This is a genomic window from Xylanimonas ulmi, assembly GCF_004216535.1.
Classification (GTDB): domain Bacteria; phylum Actinomycetota; class Actinomycetes; order Actinomycetales; family Cellulomonadaceae; genus Xylanimonas; species Xylanimonas ulmi.
This window is the reverse complement of record NZ_SGWX01000001.1, coordinates 1,854,236-1,867,808: the sequence shown is the minus strand read 5'-3', so window position 1 is coordinate 1,867,808 and position 13,573 is coordinate 1,854,236. Positions and strand designations below refer to the sequence as shown.

Annotated in this window: 14 protein-coding genes; all 14 read left to right on the top strand. The window is 72.7% G+C overall.

Annotated features, from left to right (window positions below):
- Positions 1-64 precede the first annotated feature (64 nt).
- Positions 65-1,483 (top strand): bifunctional folylpolyglutamate synthase/dihydrofolate synthase, encoded by a 1,419-nt coding sequence (locus tag EV386_RS08605; RefSeq protein ID WP_423218964.1) that lies wholly within the window; start codon positions 65-67, stop codon positions 1,481-1,483.
- Positions 1,484-1,556: 73 nt separating this feature from the next.
- Positions 1,557-2,546: a siderophore ABC transporter substrate-binding protein gene (locus EV386_RS08600; protein WP_130414116.1), complete on the top strand. Its 990-nt coding sequence runs from the start codon at positions 1,557-1,559 to the stop codon at positions 2,544-2,546.
- The gene (locus tag EV386_RS08595) at positions 2,543-3,508 is read left to right on the top strand and encodes an ABC transporter permease (RefSeq protein WP_130414114.1); all 966 of its coding nucleotides are present in this window, start codon (positions 2,543-2,545) and stop codon (positions 3,506-3,508) included. Before EV386_RS08600 ends, EV386_RS08595 begins: the two co-directional genes overlap by 4 nt.
- A complete protein-coding gene (locus EV386_RS08590; protein WP_130414112.1) occupies positions 3,498-4,526 on the top strand; it encodes an iron chelate uptake ABC transporter family permease subunit in 1,029 nt (342 codons plus the stop codon). The genes EV386_RS08595 and EV386_RS08590 overlap by 11 nt, the downstream gene beginning before the upstream one ends.
- Positions 4,523-5,284 (top strand): iron ABC transporter ATP-binding protein, encoded by a 762-nt coding sequence (locus EV386_RS08585; protein WP_130414110.1) that lies wholly within the window; start codon positions 4,523-4,525, stop codon positions 5,282-5,284. Before EV386_RS08590 ends, EV386_RS08585 begins: the two co-directional genes overlap by 4 nt.
- A 110-nt stretch (positions 5,285-5,394) precedes the next feature.
- The gene (gene dhaK / locus EV386_RS08580; protein ID WP_130414108.1) at positions 5,395-6,402 is read left to right on the top strand and encodes a dihydroxyacetone kinase subunit DhaK; all 1,008 of its coding nucleotides are present in this window, start codon (positions 5,395-5,397) and stop codon (positions 6,400-6,402) included.
- A gap of 35 nt (positions 6,403-6,437) precedes the next feature.
- On the top strand, positions 6,438-7,088 hold the full coding sequence (dhaL, locus tag EV386_RS08575) for a dihydroxyacetone kinase subunit DhaL (RefSeq protein ID WP_130414106.1): 651 nt from the start codon (positions 6,438-6,440) through the stop codon (positions 7,086-7,088).
- A 7-nt stretch (positions 7,089-7,095) separates the two neighbouring features.
- The gene (gene dhaM, locus EV386_RS08570; protein ID WP_130414104.1) at positions 7,096-7,815 is read left to right on the top strand and encodes a dihydroxyacetone kinase phosphoryl donor subunit DhaM; all 720 of its coding nucleotides are present in this window, start codon (positions 7,096-7,098) and stop codon (positions 7,813-7,815) included.
- A gap of 40 nt (positions 7,816-7,855) precedes the next feature.
- Entirely contained in the window at positions 7,856-8,296 is a 441-nt protein-coding gene (locus tag EV386_RS08565) for a DUF4233 domain-containing protein (RefSeq protein ID WP_130414102.1), read from the top strand.
- Positions 8,297-8,384: 88 nt separating this feature from the next.
- Positions 8,385-8,846 (top strand): nucleoside-diphosphate kinase, encoded by a 462-nt coding sequence (gene ndk, locus EV386_RS08560; protein ID WP_130414100.1) that lies wholly within the window; start codon positions 8,385-8,387, stop codon positions 8,844-8,846.
- Positions 8,847-9,026: 180 nt separating this feature from the next.
- Entirely contained in the window at positions 9,027-9,794 is a 768-nt protein-coding gene (locus EV386_RS08555; RefSeq protein ID WP_130414098.1) for a tyrosine-protein phosphatase, read from the top strand.
- A gap of 184 nt (positions 9,795-9,978) precedes the next feature.
- Positions 9,979-10,899, top strand: coding sequence for a phosphate/phosphite/phosphonate ABC transporter substrate-binding protein (phnD, locus tag EV386_RS08550; RefSeq protein WP_130414096.1), 921 nt, complete (start codon positions 9,979-9,981; stop codon positions 10,897-10,899).
- Positions 10,900-11,004: 105 nt separating this feature from the next.
- On the top strand, positions 11,005-11,847 hold the full coding sequence (gene phnC, locus EV386_RS08545; protein ID WP_130414094.1) for a phosphonate ABC transporter ATP-binding protein: 843 nt from the start codon (positions 11,005-11,007) through the stop codon (positions 11,845-11,847).
- Positions 11,837-13,504 carry a PhnE/PtxC family ABC transporter permease gene (locus EV386_RS08540; RefSeq protein ID WP_130414092.1) on the top strand — a complete coding sequence of 556 codons (1,668 nt, stop codon included), beginning with the start codon at positions 11,837-11,839 and terminating at the stop codon, positions 13,502-13,504. Before phnC ends, EV386_RS08540 begins: the two co-directional genes overlap by 11 nt.
- The last annotated feature ends 69 nt before the right edge of the window (positions 13,505-13,573 follow it).

Below are 13,573 nucleotides of genomic sequence, written 5' to 3'. Positions count from 1 at the left end.
GGGCTCAACCCCCGGCACGCGCACCCCGGCCGTCGCGGCGGCCCGCGCCACCTACCCTGGGGGCGTGAGCACCAAGAACAGCAGCAACGCCCGCGGCGCCGACCGGAAGGCCGCGCAGGCCGCCGCCGAGGAGGCGGTCGCCCAGGCCTCCCTGCGCGAGATCTACCGCGAGATCATGTCGCGGGCCCCCGAGCACGACATCGACCCGACCCTCGACCGGGTGCGGCGCGTGCTGGAGCTGCTGGGCGACCCGCAGCGCGCCTACCGTGTGGTGCACCTGACCGGCACCAACGGCAAGACGTCCACGGCCCGCATGGTCGAGTCGCTGGTGCGCGAGCACGGCCTGCGCACCGGCCTGTTCACCTCGCCGCACCTGACGAGCGTCACCGAGCGCATCCAGGTCGACGGCGCCCCGATCAGTGCCGCGCGCTTCGTGGAGGTGTGGGAGGACGCCGCGCCGTACATCGGCGTCGTCGACCGCGAGTCCCAGGCCGACGGCGGCCCGCGCCTGTCGTTCTTCGAGGTGCTGACCGTCATGGCGTTCGCGGCGTTCGCCGACGCGCCCGTCGACGTCGCGGTCGTCGAGGTGGGCATGGGCGGGGAGTGGGACTCGACCAACGTGGCCGACGGGGACGTCGCCGTCGTGACGCCGGTCGGGATGGACCATCAGCGCTGGCTGGGCGACACGATCGAGAAGATCGCGGTGACCAAGTCGGGCATCATCAAGCCCGGGGCGACGGTGGTGCTCGCCGCCCAGCGCGACGTCGTCGCCGAGGTGATGCGCTCGCGCGCCGCCGCCGTCGGCGCCCACCTGCTGCGCGAGGGCTTCGACCTCGAGGTCGCCTCGCGGCAGGTCGCGGTGGGCGGGCAGGTCGTCGACCTGCGCACGCCGGCGGGGCTGTACACCGGGATCCTCCTGCCGCTGCACGGCGAGCACCAGGCCCACAACGCGCTGCTGGCGCTCGCCGCGGTCGAGGCGCTGCTGTCGGGGGGCGGGGCGCTGTCCGCAGGCGTGGTCGAGGCGGCGTTCGGCGCCGTCACGTCGCCCGGCCGGCTTGAGGTGGTTCGCACGTCGCCGACGGTGCTGGTCGACGCCGCGCACAACCCGCACGGCGCCGAGGCGCTGGTCGCGACGCTCGACGAGGCGTTCGACTTCACGCGGCTCGTCGGCGTCGTCGGCATCATGGGCGACAAGGACGCCGAGTCCCTGCTGGCGATCCTCGAGCCTGTGCTCGCCGAGGTGGTGCTCACACGCAACAGCTCCGACCGCTCGGCGGACCCGCTCGCGTTGGCCGAGATCGCCAACGAGATCTTCGGCGAGGACCGGGTTCACGTGGTCGAGCGGCTGGACGCGGCGATCCAGATCGCGGCGGACCTGGCCGAGCGGGACGACGCGGTGGGGGTGGGCGTCGGCACGGGAGTGCTGGTGACGGGGTCGGTCGTGACCGTGGCGGACGCTCGGGTGTTGCTGGGCAGACCCTGAGACGGGGTGGACAAGTGAGGTAAGCCTGACCTAAGTTGATGGCGCATCCACGCCACCGACGAGGAGTCTTGTTGTGAGTACTGCCCGCACCAGCCTGCGAGCCGCACGCTTCACCGTCCCCGCCGCCGCGCTCGCGCTCGCGCTGGCCGCCTGCGCGCCGTCCGGAGCCGCCGACGACGCGGGCGACGACGCCGCCGCGGCGCCCGCGGCCTCCGCCGGCCCGATCACCGTCGAGCACGCGCAGGGCACGACCGAGCTCGAGGGCGTCCCCGCCACCGTGTTCTCCTTCGACTGGGGCGCCACGTCGGTCATCGACGCGCTCGGCGTCGAGGTCCAGGGTGTGCCCAAGCAGAACGCCCCCACCCTGTTCGCCGACCTCGCCTCCTCCGACTCGGTCATCGACGTCGGCACGCTGTTCGAGCCCGACTACGAGACGATCGCCGCGCAGGCGCCGGACCTGGTCATCGTGGGCGGGCGCTCGTCGGCCACGCTGCCCGAGCTGAAGAAGATCGCGCCAACGGTCGACCTGTCGAACGACTGGACCGACAACGTCGAGTCCTCCAAGGCCAACGCCCTGACCATCGGGCGCATCTTCGGCAAGGAGGCCGAGGCCCAGAAGCTCGTCGACACGCTCGACGCGTCGATCGCCGACGTCAAGGCCAAGGCCGCCGACGCGGGCACCGCGCTCATCGTGCTCACCTCGGGCGGCGAGGTCACCGCCTACGGCGCGGGCGGCCGCTTCGGGTTCCTGCACGACTCGCTCGGGTTCGCGCCCGCCGCTGACATCTCCGAGGAGGCCCAGCACGGCCAGGCGATCAGCTTCGAGTTCATCCTCGAGACCGACCCCGACTGGCTGTTCGTGATCGACCGGGACTCGGCCACCGGCCAGGGCGCCAAGACCGCCGAGCAGGTGCTCGACAACGAGATCATCGCCAAGACCAAGGCCGCCGCGAACAACCAGATCGTCTACGTCGACCCGACGACGTGGTACATCATGGGCGGCGGCGTCGTGGCCCTGCAGTCGATCGCCGACGAGGTCGGCGCCGTGCTCGACGCCCGGTGACACACCGGCTGGCCGTCAGCAGCGCGCTCGCGCTGCTGGCGGCCCTCGCGTTGGCGAGCGTGTTCATCGGCGTCAGCGACGTGACCCCCGCGACGCTGTGGCGTGGCGACGGGCACGCGCGCGACCTGCTGACCCTCTCGCGCCTGCCCCGCACCGTGGCGATCCTGCTCGCGGGCGCGTCCACGGCGGTGGCGGGCGTCGTCATGCAGCTGCTGGTGCGCAACCGGTTCGTCGAGCCGTCGACCGTCGGCACGGCCGAGTCGGCCGGACTCGGCCTGCTGGTCGTGACCATCTGGGCGCCGGCGATGGCGCTGCCCGGCAAGATCGCCGTCGCCTCGGGCTTCGCGCTGGCGGGCACGGCGTTGTTCCTGGCGGTGCTGCGCGCCGTCCCGCTGCGCTCGGTCGTCACGGTCCCGCTCGTCGGCATCATGCTCGGCGGCGTCATCGGCGCGGGCACGGCGTACCTGGCCTTCAGGTATGACCTCATGCAGACGCTCTCATCGTGGCTGACCGGCGACTTCTCGGGCGTCATGGCCGGGCGCTTTGAGCTGTTGTGGCTCGTCGGCGCGCTGACCATCGTCGTCTACCTCGTGGCCGACCGGTTCACGGTCGTGGGCCTGGGCAAGGACACCGCCACGTCGCTGGGCCTGGGCTATCGCGGCGTGCTCGCGCTGGGGCTCGCCGTCGTGTCCGTGACGAGCGCGGTGGTCGTCGTGGTGGTCGGCGCGCTGCCGTTCCTCGGCCTGGTCGTGCCCAACGTCGTGAGCATGCTCGTGGGCGACAACCTGCGCCGCTCGCTGCCGTGGGTCGCGCTCGGCGGGGCCGCGCTGGTGCTCGTGTGCGACGTGCTCGGGCGCGTCATCCGCCACCCGTTCGAGATCCCCATCGGCGTGGTCATGGGTGTCGTCGGCGCGGCGGTCTTCCTGTGGCTGCTGCTGAGGCGGGCGCCCGATGTCGGCTGACCTCGTGCGCGCGCGCCCGACGTCGCCGGCGCCGCTCGCGCCGCCACCGCCCGCCGCGACCCAGCGCCGCCGCGAGCGCCTCGTGCTGCTCGCGCTCGGTGTGCTCGCCATCGCCGTGATCGCCGTGTACCTGGTGGTCAACGTCCGCGCCGGGTGGGCGTTCGTGCTGCCCTTCCGCGGCCGCCGCGTCGCGGCCATGGTCCTGGTCGGCGTCGCGATCGCGACCAGCACCGTGGCGTTCCAGACCCTGACGGCCAACCGGATCCTGACCCCGTCGATCATGGGCTTCGACGCCCTGTACCAGGCGCTGCAGACCGCGCTGATCTTCGGGCTCGGCTCGATCGCCGTCGTGCGGATCGGGCAGATCGCCGAGTTCGGCCTGTCGGCGGCGCTCATGGTGGGCGCCTCGCTCGCGCTGTTCGGGTCGCTTTTCTCCAGCGGACGACGGTCGGTGCACCTGGTGCTGCTGATCGGCGTCGTGCTCGGCACCGGGCTGCGGTCGGTGACCGCGCTGCTGCAGCGGCTCATGGAGCCGAGCGAGTTCCAGGTGCTGGTCTCGCGGCTGTTCGCGAGCTTCACGGCGGTCGACGAGACGCTGTTGGCCCTCGCCGCCGTCGTCGTGAGCGGGTGCTGCGCGGCGTTGTGGTCGATCCGCCGGCGCCTCGACGTGCTGGCCCTCGGCCGACAGATGGCGGTCTCGCTGGGCGTGGACCACCGCCGCACCACCATGCTCGTGCTCACCCTGGTGACGGTCCTGGTCTCGACGTCGACGGCGTTGGTCGGGCCCATCACGTTCTTCGGCCTGCTGGTGGCCAACCTGGCCTACGCCCTGGCCGGGACCCACCGGCACGCGGTCACGCTCCCGACGGCGGCGCTGCTCGCGGTCGTGACCCTGGTGGGCGGGCAGGCGGTGCTCGAGCACCTCCTGGGCGCCGCCACCGTGCTGTCCGTCGTCATCGAGTTTCTGGGAGGCATCGTGTTCATCGGCATGCTGGTGGCCAGCGGGAGGCGGCGATGAGCATCGCCATCGAGTCCCTGACCAAGCGGTACGGCACGTCGGTCGTGGTCGACGACGTGACCATCGACCTGCCGGCCGGGGGAGTGGTGTCGATCATCGGCCCCAACGGGGCCGGCAAGTCGACGCTGCTGGGCATGGTCGCGCGCCTGCTGCCCGCGCAGGCCGGGCGCGTGCTGGTCGACGGCGACGACGTCGCCACGACCAAGGGCGACGTGCTCGCCCGGCGCCTGGGCATCCTGCGGCAGGACAACCACCTCGCGGTGCGCCTGACGGTGCGCGACCTGGTGACCTTCGGCCGCTACCCGCACACCAAGGGCCGCACCACGCCGCAGGACGTGCGCCACGTCGAGGCCGCGCTGGCCTACCTGGACCTGGAGGACCTGGCCGGGCGCTTCCTCGACGAGTTGTCGGGCGGGCAGCGTCAGCGCGCGTTCGTGGCGATGGTGCTCGCGCAGGACACCGACTACGTGCTGCTTGACGAGCCGCTCAACAACCTCGACCTCAAGCACGCGCGCGCCATGATGCGCCTGGCGCGCCAAGCCGCCGCCGACCTGGGCAAGACGGTCGTGACGGTGCTGCACGACGTCAACTTCGCCTCGTGCTGGTCGGACGTCGTCGTGGCGATGCGCGACGGGCGTGTGGTGGCCCACGGCAGCCCCGAGCAGGTCATCACACGCGAGGTGCTGCGGGCGGTCTACGACGTCGATGTGACCGTCCATGAGACCGACGGGAGGCGCGTGGCGCTCTACTACACCTGAGCAGGCGGCCTGTGCGCCCACCGCGCGTGGATCATGCGGGCGAGAGGCCACGGGTGTGGAATGACCAGGTGGGCTCCGGCGCTGGGGCCCCGGACGGAGGGTGCGAACCGATGAAGAAGTTGCTGGACGATCCAGAGAACGCGGTCGCCGACTCGCTCGCGGGCTTCGCCGCGGCGCACGCCGACCTGGTCGAGGTGCGCGGGCTCGACGGCGCGCAACCCCTCTTCGTGACCCGCGCCGCAGGAGCCGTACCGGGCAAGGTCGGCCTGGTCTCGGGCGGCGGCTCGGGCCACGAGCCGCTGCACGCCGGGTTCGTGGGCGACGGCATGCTCGACGCCGCGGTCCCCGGCGCGGTGTTCACCTCTCCGACGCCCGACCAGATCGCCCCCGCGCTCCAGGCGGCCGACACCGGCCGGGGTGTGCTCGCCATCGTGAAGAACTACACCGGAGACGTCCTCAACTTCGAGACGGCCGTCGAGCTCGCCGAGGCTGAGGACGTCGAGGTCGCGACCGTCGTCGTCAACGACGACGTCGCCGTCGAGGACTCGCTCTACACGGCTGGGCGCCGCGGCGTCGCGGGCACGGTCGCGGTCGAGAAGATCGCCGGGGCCGCGGCGGCGCGGGGCGACGACCTGGCCGCCGTCACCGCGGTGGCGCAGCGGGTCATCGACAACGTGCGCACCATGGGCGTCGCGCTCGCCGCGTGCACGGTCCCGCATGTCGGCAAGCCCTCCTTCGACCTGGGCGACGACGAGATCGAGGTCGGCATCGGCATCCACGGCGAGCCCGGCCGCCATCGGGTCCCCGCGGCGACCGCGAGCGAGGTCACGCGCCTGCTGCTCGAACCCGTCGCCGACGATCTGGGCCTCCAGGCCGGCGAGCGAGTGTTGCTGTTCGTCAACGGTATGGGCGGAACCCCGCTGTCCGAGCTGTATGTGGTCTATGGTCGGGCGCGGTCGCTCCTGGAGCAGCGCGGCGTGACCGTGGCCCGCTCGCTCGTGGGCGACTACGTCACCTCGCTGGAGATGCAGGGCGCGTCGGTCACCGTGCTGCGGTTGGACGACGAGCTCGAACGCCTCTGGGACGCCCCAGTGCGTACGCCCGCGCTCCACTGGTGACGGCGCGCGGATCCGACGGAGACAGGAGCACAGTGATGGCGCTCGACGCCGGGTGGGCGAGACGGTGGGTCGCGGAGTCGGCGGCGGCGATCGCCGCGGCCAGGGACGACCTGACCGAGCTGGATCGACAGATCGGGGACGGGGACCACGGGGCCAACCTCGACCGGGGGTTTCGCGCCGTCGTCGCGAAGCTGGAGGCGACGCCGGCCCCGGACGGCGAGGCCGAGCAGGTCGGCGCCGTGCTCAAGCTCGTGGCGACGACCCTCATGTCGACGGTCGGGGGCGCCTCCGGCCCGCTGTATGGGACGGCGTTCCTGCGGGCCTCCAAGGCCGCCTCGCGCGAGGCGCTCGACGTGTCCTCGGTCGTCGCGCTGCTCGAGGCGGCCCTGGAGGGCATCGAGGCGCGCGGTCACGCCACGCCCGGCGAGAAGACCATGGTCGACGCGTGGCAGCCCGCGGTCGAGGCCGCCGCGGCGACGGGCGGCGACGACCCCGTCGCGGTGCTGCGCGCCGCGGCCGACGCGGCCGACGCCGGCTCCACCGCGACCATCCCGCTGGTCGCGACCAAGGGCCGCGCCTCCTACCTCGGTGAGCGCTCGGCGGGTCACGAGGATCCGGGCGCCCGGTCGACCGCGCTGCTGCTGCGCGCCGCGGTGAGCGCGGCCGACGCTGACGACGGAGCGTGAGTCGCGCGTGAGCGTCGCCCTGGTGCTGGTCTCCCACTCCGTGCGGCTCGCGCACGGGGTCGTCGAGCTCGCGGCGCAGATGGCGCCGGATGTGCCGCTGCTGGTCGGCGCCGGCATGGTCGACGGCGGCCTGGGCACGTCGATCGACGTCGTCGAGCACGCCGTGGACCAGGGGCTCGCGCAGGCCGACGGCGTCGTGGTGCTCGCCGACCTGGGGTCCGCGGTGCTGACCGTCGAGTCGGCGCTCGACCTGCGCGACGAGTGGTCGGGGCGCGTGCGGCTCGCCGACGCCCCGTTCGTCGAGGGCGCCGTGGCGGCCGCGGTCGCGGCGCAGCAGGGTGGCGACGCCGACGCCGTCGAGGTCGCCGCACGCCGGGCGGCGGCGATGTTCGCCTCGCCTCCCGAGCCGCCGACCCCGCCGATCCCGCCCACCCCGCCGATCCCGCCCACCCCGCCGGTCGAGCCCGTCGAGACCGTCTCGGCCCGCGTCACCGTGCGCAACCCGCTCGGGCTGCACGCCCGCCCCGCCGCCCAGCTCGCACGGGTGGTGGCCGACCTCGGCGTGCCCGTGACCGTCGGGGGAGCGGACGGCGCGAGCGTGCTCGCGCTCCTCGCGCTCGGCGCGACGGGCGGCGCCGAGCTCGACGTCGTCGCCCGGGGCCCGGGGGCCGGCGCGGCGCTCGACGCCGTCGTCGCGCTCATCGAGGGCGGCTTCGGCGAGGTGTGAGGCGGCCGGGAGCCGGGCGGGCGGCCGATACCCTGGTGGGGTGAGCAGCAAGGACAGGCCCGCCCCCGGCGACCGCATCGCGCCCAAGAAGTCGGCACTCGTGCAGTTCACGGCGCTGACGCTGCAGTTGGAGGCGTTCTGCGTCGCGTTCGCCGCGGTCGCCCTCTACGGCCTGCGCGACAGCCTCTACGAGAAGGGCCCGCTCGCCGTGTCGGAGCCTGCGGCGATCTGGGCCGTGGGTGGGTCCCTGTTCGTCCTGCTGCTGGTGCTCTCGCGGCTCACCTCGCGGCCGGTCGGCCTCGCGGGTGGCACGATCGCGCAGGTTCCGGTCATCGCGACCGGACTCGTGCTGCCCATGATGTTCCTGGTGGCCGCGGTGTTCGTGGTCATGTGGGCCGCCTCGCTGCGGATCGGCGCCCGCGTGGACCGTGAGCGGCGCGCGTACGACGCCGAGCATCCGGAGACGGCGCCGAACGTGTGACGCCGTCGCGCGTCGCCTCGGCGTCGGTCTGGGCGGAAGGGACTTTTGGCGCTCCCGGCGCGCGCCGGCGTCCCGCTACCCTTCGGGCATGACGCAGACGACGCCGACGACGCCGCACACCGCCGCCCCCACCGCTGAGCGCACGCTTGTTCTGGTCAAGCCCGACGGCGTACGCCGCGGGCTGTCCGGAGAGGTGCTGCGCCGCATCGAGGCCAAGGGCTACCGGCTCGCCGCGGTCCAGCTCGTCCACGCCACCCCCGAGCTGCTCACCCAGCACTACGCCGAGCACGCGGGCAAGCCGTTCTTCGGCTCGCTCGTGGAGTTCATGCTCTCGGGTCCCACGCTCGCGGTGGTCGCCGAGGGCGTCCGCGTGATCGAGGGCTTCCGCTCGCTCGCGGGCGCCACGGACCCGACGACGGCGGCGCCGGGCACCATCCGCGGTGATCTGGGCCGCGCGTGGGACGGCGCCGTCATGCAGAACATCGTGCACGGCTCGGACTCGCCGGAGTCGGCCGCGCGTGAGATCGGGCTCTGGTTCCCGGGTCTCTGAACGCCCAGGACATGGCGAGGTCTATACCGTTCTTAGGCGCGGCTTGAACGTTGTTTGCCTCTCGTTCACCAAAGCCGCCTACCTTGGCGCCGTCACCGCAACACGGTGGCGAAGGTCGTCGCGCCCGCGGCGACCCTCGGTCGCCGACCCCGGCGACGCTGGCCAAGAGGAACACACCCCATGACCACGCCATCGCGCACCCTCCCGATCAGGGGCGCCCGCAACGTCCGTGACCTGGGTGGCTACGCCACCCAGGACGGTCGCCGCATCAAGTTCGGCCGCCTCGTGCGGGCCGCCGAGCTCACCGACGTCACCCCCGCGGACCGCGCCTACCTGGCCGACCGCGTCCATGTCATCGCCGACCTGCGCACCTCGCACGAGCGCGCCGAGCGCCCGACGCCGCCCATCGAAGGCGTGCGCAACGTGCACCTGCCGGTCTTCGAGCAGGGTGGGCACGACAACAACATCACCAAGGCCGTGCGCGCGGCGGCGCAGGGCACGCTCGACGAGCCGCCGATGCTCGAGGTGAACCGCGAGTTCGTCACGAGCGAGCTCGCGACCCGCACCTACGTCGAGCTCATCGACCACGTCCTGGGCGCGCCCGAGGACAAGGCGGTGCTGTGGCACTGCACGGCCGGCAAGGACCGCACCGGCATGGCCGCGGTCATCCTGCTGGTCGCGCTCGGCGTCGACGAGCACACCATCTACGAGGACTACCTCGAGACCAACGAGCACCTCGCCGAGCACGTCGAGCGGATCGTCGGCGAGATCGCCGACCCCACCGAGGCCGCCGTGATGCGCTCGTTCTGGGTCGCCAAGCGCTCCTACCTCGACGCCGCGTTCGACGAGATGCGCGCCCGGTTCGGATCCGTCGACGGCTACCTGCGCACGGCGCTGGGCCTCGACGACGCCAAGCGCGAGGCGCTGCGCGCCGCGCTGCTGCACTGAGCCCGGGGCCGAGACCGCACCGCGCCCGCCGGGCCGTCGCGCCCGCCGCTCGCCCGCGTCCACCCGGCGCCCATCCCCGTATCCACCCCCGCATCCACCCCCGCATCCACCTGGGTGGCGCCCACCCTGCGCCACCTCCCGGTCGACGCGCGCACCCGCGCGCCCCGCAGAAAGCAGAGACACTGTGAAGCTCACTCGCCTCGCCCGTGCCGCCGTCGCGGCCACCGCCGCGACCGCAGCCGTCGCCATGCTCGCCGGCTGCACCGGCGGCGCGACCGCAGCCGACACCCCGTCCGGCGCCCAGTCGCTCCGCATCGGCTACCTGCCCCAGGACGAGACGCCGCACTTCGCCGCGGCCCGGCAGGGCCTGGCCACCGACCTCGCCGCAGCCACCGGCCTGGAGGTCTCCGAGTACCACGTCGCCGACATGTCCGCCCTGGTCGAGGCCATGCGCCACGGCCACGTCGACATGGCGATCGTGGGCGCGATGGGCGTCGTCCAGGCCTACCAGGTCGCCGACTCCTTCCCGCTCGTCGCCATGCAGCAGGAGGAGGGCCCGCTGCACTCCGACATCATCGTGCGCGCCGACTCCGGCATCCACACCATCGCCGACCTCATGGCCCTCGACGCGCCGTCGATCGCCTTCGTCGACCACATCTCGACCACGGGCACGCTGCTGCCCGCGATCGGGATCATGGAGGCCTTCCCCGAGCGGGACCTCGACTTCGACGACATCCTGCACGGCGACGTCTTCTCGACCGTCGTCTTCGCCGGCGGCCACCCGAACGTCGCGCAGGCCGTCATCCAGGGTGACGCGGTCGCCGGTGGCATCGCCCACCGCCAGACCGCCGTCGAGCTCGAGCGCCTGGGCCTGTCGGAGGACTACCTGCGCGTGATCCACCGCTCCGAGCCCGTCATGGGCGCGACCATGGTCGCCTCGTCCTCGCTGGACGCCGACCTCATCGAGGTGCTGCGCGACTTCCTCGTGGGCTTCGACAACGAGGACTACTTCTACGGCATGTGGGGCAACCGCTCGGCGCGGTTCTTCGACACCGAGATCGGCGAGTTCGCCGACCTGTTCGTCATCGACGAGATGCTCGGCTGACCTTCCCGCACGCGAGCGGCGGGGCCTGACGCCGGGCCCCGCCGCCACGGCTGACCTGCGCGCCCCCGGCGCACCCGGACCCTCCCACCCCAAGGAAGACTGGCCATGGCCGACACGATCGTGAGCCCGAAGCCCCTCGAGACGACCACGCCCCCGGGCGCCGAGGTGGTCCTGTCCGTGCAGGGCGTCTCGAAGACCTATACGAACGGCACCAAGGCGCTGCGCGACGTCTCCTTCGACGTGCGGCGCGGCGAGTTCGTCGTCGTCATCGGCCCCTCGGGCTCCGGGAAGTCGACGCTCATGCGCTCGCTCAACCGGCTCGTCGACGTCACCTCGGGCGCCGTCCTGGTCGACGGCGAGAGCCTGACCAAGGCGGGCGGGGCGCGGCTGCGGGCCGTGCGCCGCCGTGTGGCCATGGTGTTCCAGCACGCGAACCTCGTCGGGCGCCTGACGGTGCTCCAGAACGTGCTGCACGGTCGCCTCGGCCACATGGGAACCCTCGCCGGCATGTTCGGCCGCTACACCGAGGCCGACAAGCAGACCGCCGTCGACCTGCTGCGCGAGATCGAGCTCGGCGAGCACATGTACAACCGCGCCGCTGAGCTCTCCGGCGGTCAGAAGCAGCGCGTCGGCATCGCCCGCGCCATCATCCAGGACCCCTCGGTCCTGCTGTGCGACGAGCCGATCGCGTCGCTCGACCCCTCGGTGTCCAAGGTCATCATGGACATGATCTTCCAGATGGCCACCTCGCGGAACATCACCGCGATCGTCAACCTGCACCAGATCGACGTCGCGCTGCGCTACGCGACGCGCATCATCGGCATGCACAAGGGCGAGATCGTGTTCGACGGCCCGCCCGCGGACCTCACCGCCGAGACCATCGAGCGCATCTACGACACCCCGGTCGGCGAGCTGATGATCGGCGAGGAGCTTCGCGGTGAGCGCTGACACCCTCGCCCGGCCGCAGGCGCCCGCGGCCCGCATCCCCCTCGTCTCGGGGCAGGAGCGCCGGTTCTTCACGGCCGCCCTCGCCGTCATCGTCGGCGCGACGGCGCTGACGACCTGGATCACCGGCTTCAACCCCTTGGCGGCGCTCGCGGGCATGCCCAGCGCGCTCGGGTTCGTCGCCGCCGACTACCTCCCGCCGACCGTCAACAACGGGGGCCTGCTGGCGCGGGCGCTGGTCGAGACGGTCGCGCTCGCGCTGACCTCGACCCTCGTCGCCTCGGCGCTCGCCTTCCTGGCGGCGCTGATCGGCTGCCGCGCCGTGTCGCCGCTCCCGTGGGCGGCGCCCATCGTGCGCGGCTTCGCGACGCTTGTGCGCAACATCCCCGACCTGGTGTGGGCCGTCATCCTGTTCACGGCCATGGGCTTCGGGTTCCACGTCGGGTTCGCCGCCCTGACGCTGGGCACCTTCGGGTTCCTCACGCGCGCCTTCATCGAGTCGATGGACGAGGTGTCGGCCGACACGACCGAGACGCTCGCCGCCGTCGGGGCGAGCTTCCCGCAGCGCGTCATGCAGTCGATCGTCCCCTCGTTCACCAAGGACTTCATCGCCTGGTTCCTGTACTGCATCGAGGTCTCCATCCGCGGCGCGACGATCGTCGGCATGCTCGGCGGCGGCGGCGTCGGGATGCTCCTCAACGGCGAGCTGGGCCTGGCCCGGTGGCGCCCGCGCGCGATGGGCACGATCCTCATCCTCGCGGTGCTCGTCATCGCCGTCGACCTGCTCACCTCCTACCTGCGCACCAAGCTGCTCAACCCGTCGGCGGCGCGGTCGGCGGCCGACCGGAGCGAGAGCGCCCTGGTGGTGCGCCGCGGGCGCATCGCCGTCACCCAGCGGGGACGCGACCGCGAGGTCAACCTGTTCCTGCTGTGCGCGCTCGCGCTGTCGCTGGCCGCGTTCTGGCCGATCCGCGACGCGTCCTGGGGGCGTCTGCTCACCGACTTCCCGCACCTGAGCCGCACGCTGTTCGAACTGGCCTCACTCGACTTCAGCGCCTGGGACCGCACCTGGACGTCGTTCCTCGACACGATGGGCATCGCGGTGCTCTCGACCGTCTACTCGGCGATCCTCGCGCTGCTCATCGCGCCGTTCGCGACCCGCAACCTCGTGCGCAACCCCGTCGGCCCCGCGCTCATCACGTCGGTCGCGACGCTGATCCGCACCATCCCCAACCCCGTGCTGGTCATGATGGCGATCGCGCCGTTCGGCCTGGGCGTCACGCCCGGCATCATCGGACTGACCCTGAGCTCGACGGCGTTCTTCGTGCGCGTGTTCGTCCAGGGCTACGAGGACGTCCCCGATGAGACCATCGAGGCGCTGCAGGCCACCGGCGCGGGCCGCGTCCAGGTGTTCCTCAGCGCGATGCTGCCCGCCTCGCGCAGCCACATGGTCGCGTGGATCGGCATGCGGTTCGAGATGAACTTCATGGGCTCGGCGATCCTCGGCATGGTCGGCGCCGGCGGCGTCGGCGGCGTGATCAACGAGGCGGTGCGCGGGCGCCAGTTCGGCGTCGCGGGTGTGGCGATCCTCCTGGTGTTCGTCTTCGCCTTCGCGCTCGAGCTGACGATGGCCAAGGTCAAGCGCACCTACATCCGCTGACCTGCGGTGCCCGCGCGGGCGGCCGATCTGGGACGTCCCTGCGGATCGTCCCCGGGATCGGCCGCCCGC